Annotated in this window: 18 protein-coding genes and 1 tRNA gene; 6 read left to right on the top strand and 13 right to left on the bottom strand. The window is 64.7% G+C overall.

The window, feature by feature from the left end; all coding sequences use genetic code 11:
• Window position 1: 1 nt before the first annotated feature.
• The 3 genes from AC04PH_RS08605 (at window position 2) to AC04PH_RS08595 (ending at window position 3,850) form a co-directional block, all read left to right on the top strand.
• Window positions 2–1,540, top strand: coding sequence for a hypothetical protein (locus AC04PH_RS08605; RefSeq protein WP_483065331.1), 1,539 nt, complete (start codon window positions 2–4; stop codon window positions 1,538–1,540).
• Window positions 1,537–2,487, top strand: a complete 951-nt coding sequence (locus AC04PH_RS08600) for a site-specific tyrosine recombinase XerD (RefSeq protein WP_483065330.1) — start codon at window positions 1,537–1,539, stop codon at window positions 2,485–2,487. The genes AC04PH_RS08605 and AC04PH_RS08600 overlap by 4 nt, the downstream gene beginning before the upstream one ends.
• Before the next feature lie 61 nt (window positions 2,488–2,548).
• Window positions 2,549–3,850 (top strand): HlyC/CorC family transporter, encoded by a 1,302-nt coding sequence (locus tag AC04PH_RS08595; protein ID WP_483065329.1) that lies wholly within the window; start codon window positions 2,549–2,551, stop codon window positions 3,848–3,850.
• Between the two features lie 154 nt (window positions 3,851–4,004).
• Here the strand turns inward: AC04PH_RS08595 and AC04PH_RS08590 are convergent, their stop codons facing one another.
• Window positions 4,005–5,549 (bottom strand): helicase HerA-like domain-containing protein, encoded by a 1,545-nt coding sequence (locus AC04PH_RS08590; protein ID WP_483065328.1) that lies wholly within the window; start codon window positions 5,547–5,549, stop codon window positions 4,005–4,007.
• Between the two features lie 491 nt (window positions 5,550–6,040).
• Between AC04PH_RS08590 and AC04PH_RS08585 the strand changes: the two genes are divergently transcribed.
• Window positions 6,041–6,715, top strand: a complete 675-nt coding sequence (locus AC04PH_RS08585; RefSeq protein ID WP_483065327.1) for an invasion associated locus B family protein — start codon at window positions 6,041–6,043, stop codon at window positions 6,713–6,715.
• 63 nt (window positions 6,716–6,778) lie between these two features.
• On the opposite strand, the gene AC04PH_RS08580 is transcribed toward AC04PH_RS08585, so the two are convergent.
• Genes AC04PH_RS08580 through AC04PH_RS08560 form a run of 5 tightly spaced genes read right to left on the bottom strand, consistent with a single transcriptional unit; the run spans window position 6,779 to window position 11,845 of the window.
• A complete protein-coding gene (locus AC04PH_RS08580; RefSeq protein ID WP_483065326.1) occupies window positions 6,779–7,570 on the bottom strand; it encodes a metallophosphoesterase in 792 nt (263 codons plus the stop codon).
• Between the two features lie 56 nt (window positions 7,571–7,626).
• Window positions 7,627–8,835 carry a beta-ketoacyl-[acyl-carrier-protein] synthase family protein gene (locus tag AC04PH_RS08575; RefSeq protein WP_483065325.1) on the bottom strand — a complete coding sequence of 403 codons (1,209 nt, stop codon included), beginning with the start codon at window positions 8,833–8,835 and terminating at the stop codon, window positions 7,627–7,629.
• A 3-nt stretch (window positions 8,836–8,838) separates the two neighbouring features.
• Window positions 8,839–9,096 (bottom strand): acyl carrier protein, encoded by a 258-nt coding sequence (locus tag AC04PH_RS08570; RefSeq protein WP_483065324.1) that lies wholly within the window; start codon window positions 9,094–9,096, stop codon window positions 8,839–8,841.
• 33 nt (window positions 9,097–9,129) lie between these two features.
• Window positions 9,130–10,200, bottom strand: coding sequence for a UDP-3-O-(3-hydroxymyristoyl)glucosamine N-acyltransferase (gene lpxD / locus AC04PH_RS08565; RefSeq protein ID WP_483065323.1), 1,071 nt, complete (start codon window positions 10,198–10,200; stop codon window positions 9,130–9,132).
• A gap of 28 nt (window positions 10,201–10,228) precedes the next feature.
• Window positions 10,229–11,845 carry a L,D-transpeptidase family protein gene (locus AC04PH_RS08560; protein ID WP_483065322.1) on the bottom strand — a complete coding sequence of 539 codons (1,617 nt, stop codon included), beginning with the start codon at window positions 11,843–11,845 and terminating at the stop codon, window positions 10,229–10,231.
• 316 nt (window positions 11,846–12,161) lie between these two features.
• On the opposite strand from AC04PH_RS08560, the gene mepK reads away from it, so the two are divergent.
• Window positions 12,162–12,731 carry a peptidoglycan L,D-endopeptidase MepK gene (mepK, locus tag AC04PH_RS08555; protein ID WP_483065321.1) on the top strand — a complete coding sequence of 190 codons (570 nt, stop codon included), beginning with the start codon at window positions 12,162–12,164 and terminating at the stop codon, window positions 12,729–12,731.
• A 149-nt stretch (window positions 12,732–12,880) separates the two neighbouring features.
• Entirely contained in the window at window positions 12,881–15,535 is a 2,655-nt protein-coding gene (locus AC04PH_RS08550; protein WP_483065320.1) for a peroxidase family protein, read from the top strand.
• 29 nt (window positions 15,536–15,564) lie between these two features.
• Here the strand turns inward: AC04PH_RS08550 and AC04PH_RS08545 are convergent, their stop codons facing one another.
• From AC04PH_RS08545 to sufC, 7 genes are all read right to left on the bottom strand, one after another.
• Window positions 15,565–15,729, bottom strand: a complete 165-nt coding sequence (locus AC04PH_RS08545) for a hypothetical protein (RefSeq protein ID WP_483065319.1) — start codon at window positions 15,727–15,729, stop codon at window positions 15,565–15,567.
• Between the two features lie 110 nt (window positions 15,730–15,839).
• Window positions 15,840–15,916: transfer RNA gene (locus tag AC04PH_RS08540), tRNA-Arg, on the bottom strand.
• Window positions 15,917–15,967: 51 nt separating this feature from the next.
• Window positions 15,968–17,188, bottom strand: coding sequence for a cysteine desulfurase (locus AC04PH_RS08535; protein WP_483065318.1), 1,221 nt, complete (start codon window positions 17,186–17,188; stop codon window positions 15,968–15,970).
• 4 nt (window positions 17,189–17,192) lie between these two features.
• Window positions 17,193–17,783: a Yip1 family protein gene (locus AC04PH_RS08530; protein WP_483065317.1), complete on the bottom strand. Its 591-nt coding sequence runs from the start codon at window positions 17,781–17,783 to the stop codon at window positions 17,193–17,195.
• Entirely contained in the window at window positions 17,773–18,282 is a 510-nt protein-coding gene (locus AC04PH_RS08525) for a hypothetical protein (protein WP_483065316.1), read from the bottom strand. Before AC04PH_RS08525 ends, AC04PH_RS08530 begins: the two co-directional genes overlap by 11 nt.
• Window positions 18,282–19,568: a SufB/SufD family protein gene (locus AC04PH_RS08520; protein ID WP_483065315.1), complete on the bottom strand. Its 1,287-nt coding sequence runs from the start codon at window positions 19,566–19,568 to the stop codon at window positions 18,282–18,284. The genes AC04PH_RS08525 and AC04PH_RS08520 overlap by 1 nt, the downstream gene beginning before the upstream one ends.
• Window positions 19,568–20,323 carry a Fe-S cluster assembly ATPase SufC gene (sufC, locus tag AC04PH_RS08515; protein ID WP_483065314.1) on the bottom strand — a complete coding sequence of 252 codons (756 nt, stop codon included), beginning with the start codon at window positions 20,321–20,323 and terminating at the stop codon, window positions 19,568–19,570. The genes AC04PH_RS08520 and sufC overlap by 1 nt, the downstream gene beginning before the upstream one ends.
• Between the last annotated feature and the right edge of the window lie 88 nt (window positions 20,324–20,411).

Raw genomic sequence — 20,411 nt, 5'->3', positions numbered from 1 at the left:
CATGCGACATCTGCTTGCCCTGCCCCTGCTGATCGTCGGCACCGCCGTCGCGGCGCAGGACGAGGGCAAGCCGCTGTCGGCCATCGACTGGCTGTCGCAAAGCGTGACCTCGCCGGTGATCATCGGCCCGCGCGTGGCTCCGGCCATCGACGAGCCGCCCGTGACCGACGATGCCAGCACGCCGCAGATCACCGTCACCCCGCTCGATGCACCCTCGCCCGATCCCATCGGGTTGTTGCCGCCGGAGGTGACGGGCCTGCCGCGCGACCTGTGGTCGGCCAGCAGCGAGGAGATGATCGTGACGCTGGTGCAGGCCGAACGCACCGACAGCCTGCCCGCGATCCAGCAATTCCTGACCACGCTGATGCTGGCCGAGGCCGATCCGCCGTTGGGTGCCGGCACGGACGGTGCCCTGTTCATCGCGCGGGTGGACAAGCTCTTGGACTACGGCGCAATCGAACCGGCGCAGGCCCTGCTGGAACAGGCGGATGTAGAGGCGCCCGAACTTTTCCGCCGCTGGTTCGACGTGGCCCTGCTGACAGGCACCGAGGATGACGCCTGCGACGTGATGCAGGACAACCCGCAGGTGGCACCCACATATTCCGCCCGCATCTTCTGTCTGGCGCGCAGCGGGGAGTGGCCCGCCGCGGCGCTCACGTTAAACACGCGCCGCGCGCTGGGTGACGTCACCGCCGAGGAAGAGGCGCTGCTGTCGCGGTTCCTCGACCCCGAACTTTTCGAGGGCGAGGCCGCCCTGCCCCCGCCCAGCCGGACCAGCCCGCTGGTGTTCCGCATCCGCGAGGCCATCGGCGAGGGCATGACGACCAACGCGCTGCCCCGCGCCTTTGCCCACGCCGATTTGCGCGACACGGTCGGCTGGAAAAGCCAGCTCGAGGCCGCCGAGCGTCTGGCCCGCCACGGTGCCGTCGATGAAAACGTGCTGCTGGGGTTCTATCTTGCGCGCACCCCGTCCGCATCCGGCGGGATCTGGGATCGCGTCGACGCCGTGCAGCGGTTCGATGTCGCCCTGCGCGGGCGCGACCCCGGTGCCGTCGCAGATACGCTGCCCGCCGCCTGGGAGGCCGCGCGCGCCGCCCGGATCGAGGTGCCTTTCGCAAAAGTCTATGGCGATGCGGTGCAGACCCTGCCGCTGACCGGTGACGCCGCAGACATCGCGCTCACGCTGGGCCTGCTGTCGCCCCGCTACGAGGAAGCGGCGCAAAACGCGCCCGAGGACGCCGATCCCTTCCTGATCGGACTGGCGCGCGGCGATCTGGGCGAGGTGCCGGCCACGACATCGCGCGAACAGGCGATCAAAACCGCCTTTACCGACGGCACGCCGCCACCCGCACTGGCACAACTGGTCGCGGACGGCAAACTGGGAGAGGCGCTGTTGCGCAGCGTGGCTCTGTTCGACAGCGGCATGTCCGGCGATATGCCCGCCATTGCCGAGGCGCTGGCGCTGTTCCGCCATGTCGGGCTGGAGGACGTTGCCCGCCGCGCGGCGCTGCAACTGCTGCTTCTGGATCGCGCGGCATGACAGACGCCGCCGCCCGGCCGATGCTGCACTGGATCCAGGCGTTCCTCGAGGCGCAGGCGGCAGAGCTTGACGCGGCGACGAACACGCAGCTGGCCTACGCCAACGACCTCAAGGATTTCGCGGGCTGGCTCGACCCGAAGGCGGTACATTTCGCCACCGCCACGCAGGATCATGTCGAAAGCTACATGATCGACTGCGACGCGCAGGGGCTGAGCCGGGCCACACGCGCGCGACGCCTCTCCGCGATCAAACAGCTTTACCGTTTCGCGTTCGAGGAAGGCTGGCGCGAAGACAACCCGGCCATCCGCATCAAGGGGCCGGGCAAGTCGAAGGCGCTGCCCAAGACCCTGTCGGTCGAGGAGGTCGACCGGCTGATCGCTGCGGCGGCAGATCACAAACGCGACGGTCTGCGCAACGCCTGCCTGATGCATCTGCTTTACGCGACCGGCATGCGTGTCACCGAACTGGTCACGCTGCCCGTAGCCGCCGCCCGGGGCGACCCGCGCATGCTGCTGGTGCGCGGCAAGGGCGGCAAGGAGCGCCTGGTACCGCTATCGCCACCGGCCCGCGCGGCCATGGCCGCCTATCTGGAGGCGCGCGACGCGGCAGAGGAAGCGGGACGAAAAGACGGCAAACCCGCATCGAAATTCCTGTTCCCGTCCCGCAGCAAGGCGGGCCATCTGACGCGGCACCGCTTTTTCGGGATGATCAAGGAATTCGCCGTGGCCTCCGGCGTTTCGCCCGACAAGGTGACGCCCCATACCCTGCGCCACGCCTTCGCCACCCACCTGCTGGCGGGCGGTGCCGACCTGCGGTCGATCCAGACCATGCTGGGTCATGCCGATGTGGCGACCACGGAAATCTATACCCATGTGCTCGACGAACGGCTGCACGAACTGGTCATGACGCATCACCCGCTGGCCAAAAAGCCCGGCGACGACGCCTGAGCATCTTGAAGCGCACCGGCGCAGCCCCCATAACCCACACGTTCACAACTGAAAGCCCGCAATGGACTCCGCCCTTTTCGACGCAGCGTTCTGGATCACCTCCAGCGCCATTCTGATCCTGCTTGTGCTGTCGGGCTTCTTTTCCGGCTCGGAAACCGCGCTGACCGCCGCCTCGCGCGGGAAACTGCGGTCGGCCGCCGACCGTGGCTCCAAGGGCGCGCAGCAGGCGCTTGAGATCACCGAAGACAACGAACGGCTGATCGGTTCGGTCCTGCTGGGCAACAACGTCGTCAACATTCTGGCGACATCGCTGGCGACGGCGGTCCTGACCAAGGTTTTCGGGCCCAACGGCGTGGCCGCGGCCACGCTGATCATGACGCTGCTGGTCCTGATCTTCGCAGAGGTTCTGCCCAAGACGTTCGCCATCACCAACCCCGAACTCGTGGCGTCGACCGTGGCGCGCCCGATCAAGATCGTCGTCACGCTGTTCTCGCCCATCGTGGCGGCGGTACGTGTTCTGGTCCGCGGAATCCTCAGCCTTTTCGGCGTGAAGACCGACCCGGACAGCCACATCCTTGCCGTGCGCGAGGAAATCGCGGGCGCGCTGCAGCTGGGTCATTCCGAAGGCGTCGTCGAAAAGGAAGACCGCGACCGTATTCTGGGGGCGCTCGATCTGAACGAACGGATGGTCGAGGAGGTCATGCTGCACCGCTCGGGCATCGAGGTCGTCGATGCGGCACAGCCACCGCAGGACATCCTGTCCCAGATCCTGCAAAGCCAGCACACCCGCCTGCCGGTCTTTCGTGACGATCCGGAAAACATCGTCGGCGTCATCCACGCCAAGGACCTTCTGCGCGCGATCCACAAACTGCTGGACGGGCCGGACAGCGACATCACCAAACTGGCCAACTTCGACGTGATGAGCGTGGCGATGCCGCCCTACTTCGTGCCGGAAACGACGACGCTCGACGACCAGATGCGCGAATTCCTGCGGCGCAAGGCGCATTTCGCGCTGGTGGTCGACGAATATGGCGCGTTGCAGGGATTGCTGACGCTGGAAGATATCCTGGAGGAAATCGTCGGCGAAATCGCCGATGAGTTCGACCCCGACGACGACAGCCAGGTCGAGGCGACGGAGGACGGCGCCTATCTGGTCGACGGGTCCATGACCCTGCGCGACCTCAATCGCAGCCATGACTGGAACCTGCCCGACGACGAGGCCAACACCGTCGCCGGTCTGGTGATCCACGAGGCGCAGATGATCCCCGTCGAGGGTCAGGTGTTCTCGTTCCACGGCTTCCGCTTCGAAGTGATGGAGAAAGAGGAAAACCGGCTGGTCCTGCTGAAGGTCAAGCGGCTTTGACGGGCGCGATTAGGTGACATGAGATATTGCGCTGTGCGTTGCACATCGCCAGGGGGGCGGCTGCGCCGCCCCATTTTTGAGTATTTCCGGCAAGATAATACAAGACGATGCGACGCGGACAAACGACCGCGCGTGACAGGCCGCCGACCCGCCTTTAGCGCCCCTTGAACAATCCACCCAGAATGCCCCGCACGATGCGGCGCCCGGTCGTGCCTTTCAACTCCTTGACCACGACCGAGGTCAGAGCGTCGCCGAAGCCCCCGGACGACCGGCCCCGGCTGCGCGAGGTCGACCGTGGCGTCGTGCGCCCGCCGTCATAACGCCGCCCGGCCTTGAATTCGCGATCCTCCTGCGCAAGCGTCTTTTCCTCCTCCTCTGCACTGGCCGCTTCGGCCGCAGCCTCGGCGGCGCGTCGGGCGAGGATTTCCGCCGCACTCTCGCGGTCCAGCCGGCTGTCGTATTTCCCGCCCATGGGCGAGGCATCCATGACTGCCCGGCGTTCGGTCGCGGTGATCGGGCCGAGTTGCGAGGCCGGCGGCCGGATCAGCGTGCGCTGCACGATCCCGGGAATACCCTTTTCATCGAGCATCGAGGTCACGGCCTCGCCGGTGCCGACCTCCTGAATCGCGGCAGCCGTGTCGAAATCCGGGTTGTCGCGGTAGGTCTGCGCCGCAAGTTTCAAATCCTTCCGGTCACGGGCAGTAAACGCGCGCAGCGCATGCTGCACCCGGTTGCCCAGTTGCGACAGCACGTCGTCGGGCACATCCGCAGGGTTCTGCGTGATGAAATAGACGCCCACACCTTTCGAACGGATCAGCCGCGCCACCTGCTCGACCTTGTCGACCAGGGCCTTGGGCGCATCGTCGAACAGCAGATGCGCCTCGTCGAAGAAAAAGACCAGCTTCGGCTTGTCGGGGTTGCCGACCTCGGGCAGTTCCTCGAACAGTTCCGACAGCAACCAGAGCAGGAAGGTCGCGTAAAGCCGCGGACTGCCCATCAGCTGGTCGGCGGCCAGAATATTGACCGCGCCACGCCCATCCTGATCCACGCGCATGACGTCGGCCAAATCGAGTGCCGGTTCACCGAAAAGCGCGGCACCGCCCTGGTTTTCGAGCGTCAGCAGCGCGCGCTGGATCGCGCCGACCGACGATGTCGACACGTTGCCATAGCGCAGGGACAATTCCTTAGCGTTCTGCCCGACCCAGACCAGAAGGGCCTGCAGATCCTTGAGATCGAGAAGCGGCAACCCGTCCTCGTCCGCGACGCGGAAGGCCACGTTCATCACGCCTTCCTGCACATCGGTCAGCTCCATCATCCGGGACAGCAGCAAGGGGCCCATTTCGGCCACCGTGGCGCGGATCGGGTGGCCTTGCGCGCCGAACAGGTCCCAGAAGGTGACGGGAAAGCGGTCGTATTCCAGGTCGAGGCCGATGGTCTCCGCCCGGCTCATGAAGGCGTCGTGCAGCTTTGCCTCTTGCGATCCGGCCTTGGCCAGGCCGGACAGGTCACCCTTCACGTCCGACAGAAAAACCGGCACCCCGTTGGCCGAAAACCCTTCGGCCAGGATCTGCAGCGTGACCGTCTTTCCAGTGCCCGTCGCCCCGGCGATCAGGCCGTGACGGTTGGCCTTGTCCAGCAAAAGACCCTGCGGCACCGCGTAGTCCGCACCGCCGCCGCCGATAAAAATGCTCTCGCCCATATGCTGCTATCCTGTTCGCAATCCCCTGATCCCAGGTCAAAATACATTCTTAATGTTTGCGCGCTAGTCTAATCCCGTCGGATGGCCCGGGATGTCCCCCGGATGCCGATCCGACGTCCTCCCTGTCAGACTGGCCGCGCCCGCACGGGTGCGGCCATTTTTCCGCCCTGCATTGGTTCCCGGCGTCGGTGATCCTCCCCGGATATGCCAGTAACCTTTTGTAAACGCTGTTCAAAAAAAGTGAACAAAAGCCAGTTGACCTCTGCGGAGTGAATTCGTAACGTCTCATCAATTAGTCGGCCAAGTCCGACAGGGAGAACCGAAAAAGGGTCCTGCATCGCAGGATCCTTTTTTGTTGGAAGCGCGCCACGCAGCAGCGCCGCACGCGGGCCGATCTCAGGCTGATCATTGCCGACCCGGCACGATTTCGGCCTGACATGCCGCCGGACGCATGCTAGATCGCTTGCGAATTGGACAAGATGGAATGTGACATGCTCGACAAGACCAGGCTTTTGACGCTCGCTTTGATTTTGGGCACGGCGGGTGCCGTCGCCGCGCAGGAAACCACGACCGAGGACACCGCGACAGAAGATGCGACGACCGAAGAGACCGGAACGGACGAAGCCGGCACTGCGGAAGACGTGGGCGGCGATCTGTCCATGGGCAGCCCGATCGAACAGGCGGAGGCACAGGCCGGCGCGCTGCAGGTCGGACAACCCTATATCCGCGAGGAATTCGGCGATTGGGCGCTGCGCTGCCTGAAAGCCGAAGAAGGCCAGAACGACCCGTGCCAGCTGTATCAGCTGCTGCTGGACGCCGATCAGAATCCCGTCGCCGAAATCAGCATGTTCCCGCTGCCACCCGGTGGCCGTGCGGCGGCCGGTGCCACCATCGTCGCACCGCTCGAAACACTGCTGACCCAGCAACTGACGCTGAAGGTCGACGGTGGCGAGGCGCGGCGCTATCCCTTTACCTTCTGCAACGCCGCAGGCTGCGTGTCGCGCGTGGGCTTCACCACCGAAGAGGTCAACCTCTTCAAGCGGGGCAATCAGGCCACCGTGCGCATGGTGCCCGCCGCCGCCCCAGAGGAAGAGGTGGTGGTGACGATCTCGCTCACCGGGTTCACGGCCGGGTTCGACAATTCAGCGGCCGAGGCGGGACAGTAACCGCGACTGCCGCAGCACATTGTAAAACGGATATAAGGCCGCAGCAGCACGCTGCGGCCTTTTCTATGCCTTCTCTGCGCCGTCAGAATACGTACAAAAGGAGGTGTAGTGCAGCGCCACGTCCTTGTCCTCGAACATGATCACACCCAGATCGGGGGCCTCTGCCGCAGGCGAAAAGCTGTCCCAGTCCCAGGCCGGGCGCGGCGGCGGTGCCTGATACAGCACCGAGCGCATCGTGGAAAACGGTATGCCCGCCATCGTCCCCGAGATCGGCCGGTGCACATGGCCGATGAACAGATATTCGACATTGTCGAACCGCCAGAGAAGATCGAGCAGCGCCGCGCTGTCCAGCAGCCGGTCGGCATCCTGCATCGGCAGTCCCAACGCCGTCGGGGGGTGATGCATGAAAACATAGACCCGCTGCCGCCCGGCCTGATGCAGAACGCCCCCGAGCCATTCCAGTCGCGCGGCGCAGACCTCGCCCGCGTCCGATCCGGTCATTTGCGTATCCAGACAGATCAGCAGACCGGCATCCAACGTCACATGGTACTGGATGAAATCATCCATGCAGGTCTCGGGCAACGGCAGGGTCGCGCGCAGCAGCGCACGGTCGTCGTGATTGCCCACCATCGGCAACACCGGCATCCGCAACCGCGCCAGTGCGTCGCGCAGAGCGTCATAGTCGGCCCGGCTGCCGCGATTGACCAGGTCACCCGAAATGACACAGAAATCCGCGTCATCGTGATGGGCGTTCACATAGTCCACCGCCCGCGACAATCGCTCGCGGGGATCGTGCCCCTGCACCGTGCCCGTTTGTGCGAAATGCGGGTCGGACATCCAGATGAGTTTCGTCATGGGCGCGGCCTTCGTGCAGCTTTGGACCGCACAGTTCCACGGCAGGCGGGCGATGGCTAGTGGCGTTGCAGCACCAGCACCGCGTTCAGCCCGCCAAAGGCAAAGGCGTTGGACAACGCGACATCGACCTTTGCCTCACGCGCGGTATTGGGCACGACGTCAAGCGCGCATTCCGGGTCCGGTTCCTCGTAGCCGATGGTGGGGGCCACCACCCCGTCGCGCAGCGCCATGATGCAGGCCAGCAGTTCAACCGCCCCCGTGCCGCCGATCAGGTGGCCGTGCATGGATTTCGTCGACGACATCATCAGCCGGTCGGCATGTGCGCCGAATACATCCGCCACGGCGGCACACTCCGTCTTGTCGTTGGCCGCGGTGCCGGTGCCATGCGCGTTGATATAGCCGACAGCATCTTTCGGCAGCTTTGCATCGTCCAGCGCCCCGGCGATGGCCCGCGCCGCACCCTGCTTGGACGGCATCACGATGTCGGACGCATCCGACGACATGGCAAACCCCACGACCTCGCACAGGATGTCCGCACCCCGCGCCCGCGCGTGGTCCATGTCCTCGAACACGAAGACGCCGGCCCCCTCGCCCTGCACCATGCCGTTGCGCGTGGCCGAGAACGGGCGGCAGGCATCACGCGACATGACGCGCAATCCTTCCCACGCCTTGATTCCGCCAAAGCACAGCATGCTTTCCGACCCGCCCGTCACCATGACCGTCGCCATGCCGGACCGCACCATGTTGAACGCCTGCCCCATCGCGTGATTGGACGACGCGCAGGCGGTCGCCACGGTGAACGACGGGCCGCGCAGGTTCCACTCCATCGACACCTGGCTGACGGCGGCATTGTTCATCAGCTTTGGCACGATGAAGGGATGCACCCGGTTCTTGCCGTCTTCATAGACGACGCGATAATTCTCGTCCTGCGTGGTCAACCCGCCGCCAGAGGTGCCGAGCACCACCCCCGACCGGTCCGCAAGCGCGCCGTTGAACACAAGCCCCGCCTGCCCCAGCGCCTCGCGCGCGGCCAGCAGGGTGAACTGGGTAAACCGGTCGTAAAGCGAGATCTGCTGCCGGTTGAAATGCGCCGCCTCGTCATATCCCTTGACCTGCCCGCCGATCTGGATCGTCAGCCGCTCCACATCACGGATATCGAGCGGGCCGATCCCGCAGACCCCCTCGCGCATGGCGGCCAGCGTGGCCGGCACGTCATTGCCCAGCGGGTTGATCGTCCCGGCCCCGGTAATGACGACGCGGCCCATGGGTTACTTCTGCTCCGCGATCAGCTTTTCCACCGCGGCGACAATCGACGCCACGGTCGAGATGTCGAAATCGCTCTCGGCAGGGTCGTTTGCGTTGAACGGCACGCTAATGTCGAACGCCTCCTCGATCCCGAAGATGCTCTCGACCAGTCCAAGACTGTCGATCCCCAGATCCGCGGGCGTGTCCGACAGGTTGATGTCGCCCGGCTCCAGCAGAGCCTGTTCGGCGATGATGGCGATGACCTGATCCTGAACCGACATATTTCACTCCGATGCAGCGGCGTTGACGGTGATCTAGTCACTCTGCCCGGATTTTGAAACAGATTTCTGACGGTTTGCCATCTGCCGCAGCGCCCGTTCCCGCACACGGTAGGTCAGCATCGGCACCGCCGGATAGCCCATCATGAAGGCCCCGTCAGGCACGTCGGACAGGGCGATCGCGGCCCCGCCCAGCACGATATCGGACCCCAGTGTGATGTTGTCGGCCACGCCGGATTTGCCGCCCAGCACCACGCGATCCCCGATCACCGTGGACCCGGCGACAGCCGCCTGCGCGCACAGCAAGCAATCCTCGCCCACGATCACGTTATGGCCGACCTGCACGAGGTTGTCGATTTTGGTGCCGCGCCCGACCCGCGTGGCGCGGATCGTGCCCGCATCGACCGTGCTGTTCGCGCCGATCTCCACATCGTCGCCGATCACCACACCGCCCAGCGAATGGATTCTGTGCTGCGTGCCGTCCATCGGCTGAAACGGCACCTTGCCCAGAGTCCGCCGCCCGGTTTCGGGATGCGACGGCGTGGCGGTGACGAAGGAAAACCCGTCGCCGCCGATCACGACATTCGCCTGCAGGATCACCCGGTCACCCAGCGTGACATTCCGCGCGATCCGCACACCTGCGTGCAAATGACACCCCTGCCCGACACGGCTGCCAGCGGCGACGCTCACGTGGCTGTCGATCCGCACGCCGTCACCGATGACCGCACCCGCGCCGATGTGCACGAAGGCGGCAATCGACACGCCTTCGCCGATCACCGCATCGACCGAGACGTCTGACAGCGGCGATACACCCGGCACGAAACCGGTCTCGTCAAAGGCCCGCGTCAGCCCCGCCATTGCCAGCCTTGGCCGGTCCACCACAACCGCGCCCTCAAGTCCCAGCGCCTTCCAGTCCGCATCGGGCCAGACGACCGCCGCCTTGACGTCCCCATTGGCCGCAAGCGCATCGGCGTAGCGCGGCGACATGGCCAGCGCCAGATCGCCGTCCCGTGCCACGCCCGGCTCGCACAAACGGCGCACCATCAGCGCGCCGTTTCCGTGAACCGTGGCATCCAGTGCAGATGCGATATCACTCAGACTGATCATCTCTCACCCCGCGTTTGCAGGGTCAGCGTTACCCCTGAAACGCGCGCAGGGCTACCCCTTCGGCGGCCAGCGCGTTCCAGATACGCCCGTCGCGGCCATAGATGTCGCGGCGGAACTGCAACTGCCCGTCCACGTTCGTGAAGGCCGTGCGATAGACGATATGCACCGGCACCGGCACGTCGAGGTTCACCCGGCTTTCCGCACCGGTCCGCAGACGCGACTGGAAGAACCCCTCCGGGTCCGCCGTCTGCGCTGCCAGCAGGTGATAGGCGAAATCGAACGGATCGTTCAGACGGATGCACCCGTGGCTGTAGGCCCGGACCTCGCGCCCGAACAGGCTTTTGGCCGGCGTGTCGTGCAGGTAGATGTTGTACTGGTTGGGGAACATGAACTTCACCAGCCCCAGCGCATTGCGCGACGACGGCGGCTGCCGCATCGAGAACGGGAAGTTGCTGGCGTTGTAGCGGTTGAAATCGACGTTGGCCCGGTTCACGACCTGCCCGCGGCTGTTGATCAGCTGCAAGTGGCCCGCGGCCCCGCGATTGCGCTGCATCTGCGGCAGGTATTCGCGTGTCGTGATCGACCGCGGCACGTACCAGCTCGGATTGATGACCATGAACTCCATGACATCGGAAAACTCCGGGCTCTGCCGGTCGGCATCCCCCGCGCCGATCACCGACCGGGTGCTGAAAGTCACGCGGTCATGATCGACGACGGTCGCCGTAAAGTCGGTCAGATTTACCCAGACATGGCGGTCGCCGCGCGGCATGTTGGTCCAGCGTTCACGCTCCATCGCCACGATGACCGATTGCAGGCGTCGCTCCAGCGGCACGTTGATCTGCGCCAGCGTGCCCTCGCCCACCGTGCCGTCGACGGTCAGCCCGTGGTTGCGCTGGAAATCCTCGATGGCCGCTTTCATCGTCGCGTCAAAGGTCTGGGTCGCCGTGCGATCCAGATAACCCATGGCGATCAGGCGGTTGCGCAGCGCGACGACCGCCGCACCTGAATCTCCAAGCTCCAAACGCCCGCCGGGCACAGCCGGCCCCCAACCACCCTGCGTCAGCAACGCCTCAAGCCGCAGCTTCTCGCGCATCAGGCGGGTGTATTCCGGGCTGGTGGGTGGCAGGGCACGTAAGAACGTCGCGGGCTCTGCCGCGACGAAGGCATCCAGCGTTTCAAGCCGGTCGCGCAGTGGCACCTCGCGCACGACGGCGGACACCACCGACCGTGGCCGCAGGATACCGGTCTGCACGTCGCGGGCGTACTGGAGGAACAGCCGCGACATCTTGACTTCCATCGCGCCCTGCTCGGCAGGGGTGCGGGCCGCGTGAAGCCGCGCCATCAGCCCGTTCACGTCATAGCGGTCGGACGGCAGCCCGTGATCGCCCGCCGAAGACAGCGCGGCCAGCAGGGCGTTGCGTCGCGGCGCATCCTCGGCACGCGACCAGATCCCTTCAAAGCTGCGCGCCCGGTAGAAAGCCGCAAGCTCATCGTCGCGGGCCGCGGTTTCGGCCACGGCCTGACGGAACGCGGTCACCTGCGCTGTCACCGCCTGCGGCAGGGCCGCGGCAAAAGCAATCGTCACGGCAAGCACCAGCATCACGCGCGACAAAATCCGCGACGGCGCGAAAGGCAAAACATTCATCGAAATATCCCTCCAGAATATATGCGAACACTATCCGTGGGTTGCGACACCAACGTCCATTCACAAAATGCGGAGAATGCCCGCCAAAAGCCGCCTGTTGCACGAAAACACGCTTTCCGGCCCGGCCTAGGCGTGCCCCGCAACGCACAACTGCGCAAAAAGTTGCCGACAAGTGCTTTGTTAATCAATAACGCGCTAAACAACCCTTGGTCGACGAATCGTGATGTGCCATAAAACGCGCAGCATCTGGGGGACAGATGGCAACCGGCGATGACAAATCGCCACTATATCGAGCGACGGGACAGGCGCAGATAACATGACAGCAAAAAACTCTTCGGGCATGACCCGGCGTGGACTTCTTGGTGCGTTCGCGGCCACAGCAGTAGCAGCGGCACCGACATTCTCCAACGCAGCCGGATTTCTGCGCGGTGGCGGCGATGTGCGCCGGATCCGCATGTATTCGGGCCGCACCGGCGAGCGTCTGGACACGATCTACTGGATCGAGGGCGACTACATCGCCGAAGCGATTCGCGAGGTGAACCTGTTCATGCGCGACTGGCGCACCGGCTCCGCGATCCAGATGGATACGCGCACCATCGACATCATGGCCGCGTCCCTGCGCCTCCTCGACGTGAACGAACCCTACATGCTGCTGTCCGGCTACCGCTCGCCGGAAACCAACGCGATGCTGCGCAGCCGGTCTTCCGGCGTGGCGCGCCGCTCGCTGCACATGGTCGGCCAGGCCGCAGACCTGCGCCTGCAAAGCCGCTCCACCGCGCAAATGGCCCGCGCCGCGGCCTCCTGCCGCGCCGGTGGCGTCGGGCGCTACTCCGGCTCCAACTTCGTGCACATGGATTGCGGTCCGGTACGCAGCTGGGGCGGTTGATCGACACGCAACCGGTAATCCCGCACAATTTGTCCCATTGTTTCGAACGGCGCTGTAATGGCGCCGTTTTTTGTGCGCCGGGGGCTATCACGGCCTCGTGACCTTCCGCTATCACATCGGCATACCAGTTCCCGACGTGTCAGCCCCCGATGCCACTGTTATCCGACCGCCCTGCCCTGATCCGCCTGACCGACGCCCGCTATGGCGACGGGCTGGGCACGCCGTTCGGCGGCGTCGACCCGGTCATCGTCTCGACGCAGCTCTTCGATCAGGACGGTGACATCCCCAACGCGGGAGGGCTGAGCAACCTCTTCGTGGCCTGGGGACAATTCCTCGATCACGACCTCAGCCTGTCGCCCGAAAACCATGCAGAGGTCATCGCCGCACCCGGCCTCGTCGCCCCGCTCGAACGCTCTGAAGTGGCCGACGGCACCGGCACCGGCATCGACAGCCCCCGCCTGCCGGTCAACGCGATCACGTGGCAAATCGACGGCAGCCAGATTTACGGCAGCAGCGCCGCGCGCACCGACGATCTGCGGAGCTTCGAAGGCGGCAAGCTGCGCATGGGCGAGGATAAATGGTCCGACCAGGGCCTGATGCCCAAAGCCGATCCCGACAGCTTCATGGCCGGGGACATCACATCGGACGATCCGGTCTTCCTGGCCGGTGACGTGCGCGCGAACGAGAACCCTGCGCTGAGTTCCGTACACACGCTGATGGCGCGCGAACACAATTACTGGGCCGAACGGCTCGCCGAAGAACACCCCGACTGGACCGACGAACAGCTTTTCGACGGCGCGCGCCAGATCACCGAATTCACCCTGCAAAAGGTCACTTACGAGGAATGGCTGCCGCATCTGGTCGGCGACGCCACCGGCCCGGATACCGGCCATGATCCGGCGGTGGACGGCCAAGTATCTGTCGAGTTCTCAACCGCCGCCTTCCGCTTTGGCCATACGATGGTGTCCTCCACGCTGGAGCGCCAGAACGAGGATGGCAGCACCGCCGAAGGTGGCGATCTCGACATCAGGAACGCCTTTTTCAACCCTGATATCATTAAGGATTACGGCATCGACGCGATCCTGCGCGGTCAGGCCGCCAGCCACGCGCAGGAGGCGGACACGAAGGTCATCGACGACCTGAATTTCTTTCTGCAGACGCCGGGTGGGCTGTCGGGTTTCAGCCTCGTCGGGCTGAACCTGCTGCGCGGGCAGGATCACGGGCTACAATCCTACATCGACACACGCGCCGCCCTGCCGGGCGACATCGACCCCGCGACGGTCGACCCCACCGATTTCAGCGTCATCACCGCCGATCCCGCGCAACAGGCCGCCCTCGCTGCGGTCTTCCCGACCGTGCACGACGTCGATCTCTGGACCGGCGGCCTGTCCGAGGACCCGATCGACGGCACCCAGTTCGGTCCGACCTTCACCCATATCATTGCCGACCAGTTCGCCCGCACCCGCGCCGCCGATGACACCTTCGGCGAACTCGACCCCGCATTGGGCGAGGCGATTATCGCAGAGGTCCGCGACAACTCCCTGCAAACGATCGTCCTGCGCAACACGGATATCGACAGCCTTCAGGACGATCCGTTTCTCGCACAGGCACGCAGCCTCACCGACAGCGACGACATCACCGGCACTCCGGACGACGATACCTTCGACCTCGTCGCGCTGAACATTCAAAGCGCCGTGCAGACCTTCGCAGGCGACGACTCCGTGACCGTCCGTGGCGGCCCCGTGATCGCCGAGGACGTTGCGCTCGGCGCGGGCGACGACGCCTACACCCAGACCAGCGGTGCGTTGATCGGGTCGCTCTACACCGGCGACGGCGGCGATACCGTGATCATCGCAGGCACTTCGCGGGTGGATGGCAACATCTACACGATGGAAGGCGCCGATGCTGTCACAATCGACGGCAACGCGCAGGTGCCGGGCAGCCTCTACACCGGCAAGGACGACGATACCGTCACCGTGGGCGCGCGTGCCACTGTCGGCAAGATATTCAGCGAAACCGGCGACGACCTGATCACGCTGGCCCACGGTGCCGATGTGATGGTCGTCAACGGCGGCGAGGATGCGGACGGTGCAGATATCGACGTGCTGCGCATCATCGGTGGGCCGTTCCGCGTGGAATACCTGATGGACGATCCGAGCACGGAATACGGTCGCGTGATCTACCTCGATGCCACCGGCCAGGAAATCGGCAGCACGCAGTTTCGCAACATCGAAAGCGTCACCTGCTTCACCCCCGGCACCCGGATTATCACGGCGCAGGGCGCGCGCGCGATCGAGACGCTGTCCGTGGGCGACCTTGTCTATACACTCGATCACGGCTTGCAGCCAGTGCGCTGGATCGGTCGCACCACCGTGCCTGCAACCGGCGCGCTGGCACCCATCCGTTTCGCGCCCGGAGCCTTCGGCAATATCCGCGAAACTCGCGTGTCGCCCCAGCATCGGATGCTGGTGTCCGACTGGCGTTGCGACATGATCTGCGGGGTGAACGAGGTGCTGATCCCGGCCAAACACCTCGTCAACGACCAGACGATCCGCCCCGCGCCAGGCGGTACGGTCGACTACATCCACATCCTGTTCGACGACCACCAGATCGTGATGGCCGACGGTATCCCGTCCGAGAGCTTCCATCCCGGTCGTCAGGGCCTCGGTGCGATGGCAGAGGACACCCGCGCCGAAATCCTGGCGCTATTCCCGCAGCTTGCCGATGATCTTGACAGCTTCGGCCCCGCCGCACGCTACAGCGTGAAACCGTTCGAGGCGGCGCTGATCAAGGGGCTGGAGTAAACGTCATACCCATCAATGCCCGAAGAGGCTTAGAAGAGCAGCTTCACCACTGCTGCCGTCGCACCCATCAACGCTGCCGCGGCCAAGGCGGGCGCCAGAAAAGTGTTCACACCGATCTGACGCGTTTCAGCCAGCAGCTTCGCGATCTCGGCGCGCATCTTGTCGTCTGAAAGGGATTGCTCTTGATGCGTCATTGCCCTCTCCATCCGGGAAAGTGATATCAGAAAGATAGGCCCGGCGCAGTCCGAAAGCAAATCCTGCGCATCAGTCTTCACTGAAATGGCAAATCAGAAGTGAATGAAGGTGGCGGTCCGTAGAGGATTCGAACCTCTGGCCTCTGCCTTCGGAGGGCAGCGCTCTATCCAGCTGAGCTAACGGACCGTCAGGAGTGATATACGCAGCGCATCCCTGCCCCGCAACGCGAAAATGCCCTCAGGCAAACAGGTCGTGGCAGAGTTCCAGCGCATCGACCAGCGCATCGACCTCGTCGGTCGTGTTGTACATCCCGAACGATGCGCGGCAGGTCGCTCCTACGCCCATGTGGTCCATCAACGGCATGGCGCAATGTGTGCCCGCGCGCACCGCCACCCCCTTCTTGTCCAGCACGGTCGAGATGTCATGCGCATGCGCCGCCCCGTCCAGCGTGAAGGAGAAGATCGCGCCCTTGGTCGCCGACTTGCCCTGCACCTGCAACCAGTTCAGCCCGTCCAGCCGGTCGCGGGCATAGTCGCGCAGGCCCTGCTCATGCGCGGCAATCGCCTCCATCCCCGTATCCATCAGGTAGTTCAGCGCCACACCCATGCCGATCGTCTGCACGATGCCGGGCGTGCCCGCCTCGAACTTCATCGGCGGATCGTTGTAGGTGACGGCGTCGCGCGTCACCTCGCGGATCATGTCGCCGCCGCCCAGAAACGGGCGCATCTCGGCCATCCGGGCGGGTGCCACATAAATCGCGCCCGATCCGCTCGGGCCATAGAGCTTATGCCCCGTGATCGCGAAGAAATCGCAGCCGATCTTTGCCACGTTCACCGGCATGTGGACCGCCGATTGCGACCCGTCCACCAGCACCGGCACGCCCTTCGCACGCGCGCCCGCGCAGATCGCCTGCACGTCCACGACAGTGCCCAAGACGTTCGACATATGCGTGACCGCAACCAGTTTTGTCTTTGGTCCGATGGCGTCGATCACAGCCTGCGGGTCCAGATCGCCGTTGGCGTCCACATCGACCCACTTGATGACCACACCCTGCCGCTCGCGCAGAAAATGCCAGGGCACGATATTGGCGTGGTGTTCCATGATCGACAGCACGATCTCGTCACCCGCCTGCAACCGCGGCATGGCCCAGCCATAGGCGACCATGTTGATCCCCTCGGTCGTGCCGGAATTGAGGATGATGTCGTCCTCTGACGCCGCACCGATGAAACGCGCGACGGTGCCGCGCACGCTTTCGTATTTGTCGGTCGCCAGATTGGACAGAAAATGCAGCCCACGGTGCACGTTGGCGTATTCGTCCGCATAGGCGCGCGTCACCGCGTCGATCACCACCTGCGGCTTTTGCGCCGACGCGCCGTTATCGAGATAGACCAGCGGCTTGCCGTTCACCTGCCGATGCAGAATCGGGAAATCGGCGCGGATTTTGTTCAAGTCGTACACGGTTTCACACCCCTCCGGCCACGGCGACACCGCCGATCAGAACCACGATCACGGCCAACCCGAAGGCCAGCCCAAGGATCGACACCAGCACAAGCCCAGCAGCCTTCCACAGGTTGTCGAACCCGTGCAGCACGTTGAGGAAATGCAGAAGGCACATCACCTGAATGATGACGCCCGCCAGACTGACGAACATCGCGAGCGGCGGCATCACCAGCAGGGCCAGCATCTGGGCCACCGAAATCGCAAGCGTCACGGTCTGCAGCCACGCCATCAGCGCCAGTGTCGCCCCGAAACTGCCGGTGCCGCCAAACGACCGCCCAGCCGAATAGTAGATGAAAACAAGAACTGCCGTCCCCGCCCCCACGACGATCGCATCCATGAATGGACCGGCGCGAAACAGGACCGACTGCGCCCCAACCCCGGTCAGCGCCGCGCCGCCATGCACTGTCACGATCATCAGTATGATCGCGGCGGCAAGCGCCATCCAGCTTGCAGCATGCGGGATGCGCAGCGCCACGATGCGGCGCGCGATGCCCGCCGGGTCACGTATCGTTTCCCCGATCAGCCGCAGCAGGGTTGCCAGATCAAACGACATCGGCTTGCTCCGCCGTCCACAGGCTGATCGCCCAGATCGCTCCAAAGGCCACGACCCAGACGATGCCGACCAGCGTCAGTGCGGGACCCTGCCCGACGAACCCCGCCGTCAGACCCCAAAGCAGCAGCACAGGTGCGGTCGCCAGAAACGACCAGAACAACGCGATCCGCGCCGTGTACCACGTGCCCCTGCCGCCCAAAGCCCGCGCGACGATATGGCTGAAGCCCGCGATCACATACATGCCCAGCGGCGCGATCATCAGCCAGGCGAAGAGCGCATAGGTCATCTCGCGCTGCAGGTCGGGCGGTTCCGCCCCCGGTGGCAGGTCGAACCCTGCCGACAGGCGCGCCAGCCGCGGCCACTGCGCGACGAACACAAGCAGGCAGCCGACCATCAGGTAGGCGATGGCGCGGTCTTCGCGCTGACCGGCGGCCAGCAGCTTGCGGATTACCGGCGCGGGGCCGCGCCAGGTGCGCACGATGTCGCTCGTGACCGCCATCAGCCGTGGCGGCCCAGCCAGCTTTCCAGACGCGCCAGCAGGTCGTCGGCCAATGCCTCGTCCGCGACCTCCTCCAGCGCCTCGGCCAGAAACGCCAGCGTCAGCATGTCGGTCGCCTGCTTTTCCGGCACCCCGCGCGAACGCAGGTAGAACAGCGCCTCCGCGTCGATCGCGCCCGAAGTCGACCCGTGCGAACAGGCCACGTCATCGGCGTAGATTTCAAGCTCGGGCTTGGCCAGAAACTGGCTGTCGTCATCGAGCAGAAGCGACTGGCTGATCTGGTAGCCGTCGGTTTTCTGCGCGTCTTTCTTGACTAGAATCTTGCCTTGGAACACCCCCGTGGCCCCGTTGCGCAGCACCTTCTTGAACACCTGCCGGCTTTCACAGTTCACCGCGTCATGGGTGACGAAAACCGTGTCGTCGTGGTGAAAATCGCGGCCGTCGCCGACACAGGCCCCCGCCACATGCGCCGCGGCATCGTCGCCGGTGATGTCGATCACACATTCGTTGCGCGTCAGCACCCCGTTGAAAGTCAGCGTGAAGGATTTGAACGCCGCCTCCTTTGCGACGCGGGCAAAGCAGTGGGTCACCGCGCGCCGCTCGTGGTCGCGGCCCTGCGCGCGGACATGGTGGAACGTGCCGCCCTGCGCCACATCGACCTCCAGCACGTTGGAAAACCGCGCCGCCGCCGGGCCGGTTTCAAGCAGCGTCATCTCGGCACCGGCATCCACCTTGACCAGACTGTGCAGGATCGCATCCGACGTCTCGTCCTGATGCAGATAGACCAGGTTGACAGGCTTCCCCGCCTTGCCCGTCGCGTGGATCACCACGCCGTCGGTGGCGAATGCGGTGTTCAGTGCGGCAAGCGGGCGGGCGACAGGGTCCTGCCCGTCGGTCTCAAGTTTCCCGTAAAGGTCCTTGGCCCAGTGAATATCGCGCGCCATCACGTCGGCCAGCCGCTCGATCACCAGACCGGCGGCCTGCGGGTCATCGGACTGTGCCGCGTCGAAGACACCGTCGACAAAGACGATCTTCACCCTGTCGACCGCGTCGAACAGCGGACCCTCGTCGTTGTGGAACAGCGCCGCCTGCGGTGCATCCTGTGCCGTCAGCGTCGTCGGGTCGGTATAGCGCCAGTATTCATCGCGCTTGGTCGGCAGCCCCATGGCCGTCACGCGGTCGCGCGCCGCGCGCCGCGCCTCCGTCGCCCAGCCGGCACCTTCGGGCATCGTCAGCCCCGCAAGCCGGGCCGCCACGATCTCCGGGTTCTGTTTGCGCACGCCCATCAGGCCACCTCGGACAGAATGTCGGCGTAGCCGTTGTTCTCGATCTCCAGCGCCAGTTCCGGCCCGCCCGATTTCACGATCCGGCCGTCTGCCATGATATGCACGACGTCAGGTTTGATGTGATCGAGCAGGCGCTGATAGTGGGTGATCACCAGAAACGACCGCCCTTCGGACCGCAGCGCGTTCACGCCTTCGGACACCAGCTTCATCGCGTCGACGTCAAGACCCGAATCCGTCTCGTCCAGCACGCACATCTTGGGCGCCAGCATCGCCATCTGCAAAATCTCGTTGCGCTTCTTCTCGCCGCCGGAAAAGCCCACGTTCACCGGCCGCTTGAGCATGTCGGCGTCGATCTTCAGTTCCTTGGCCTTGGCGCGGATTTCCTTAAGGAAATCGGCGGCCGACATTTCCGCCTCGCCGCGCTGCTTGCGCTGCGCGTTCACCGCCGTGCGCAGGAACGTCATGTTGCCCACACCGGGAATCTCCACCGGATACTGGAACGCCAGAAACAGACCGGCAGCGGCACGTTCCTCGGGGTCCATGTCCAGCAGGTCGGCACCTTCCAGCGCCGCCGACCCCTCGGTGACCTCGTAACCGTCCTTGCCGGACAGCACGTAGGACAGGGTCGATTTGCCCGACCCGTTCGGCCCCATGATCGCATGGACCTCACCAGCGCCGACCGTCAGGTCGACACCCTTGAGGATCTGCTTGTCCTCTTCTTCAAGTTTGACGGCCAGGTTCTTGATCTCAAGCATGTTTTCTCCTTCGGGACGTGCCCGTCTTCAAACGCGGTTGGCCGCGTCGGGCCGGGCCCGCGCGGTGAATGTCATGGCAAATGCTGCC

The sequence above is a fragment of the Yoonia sp. KMU-150 genome, from assembly GCF_056858355.1.
This window is presented reverse-complemented; position numbering and strand designations above follow the sequence as displayed.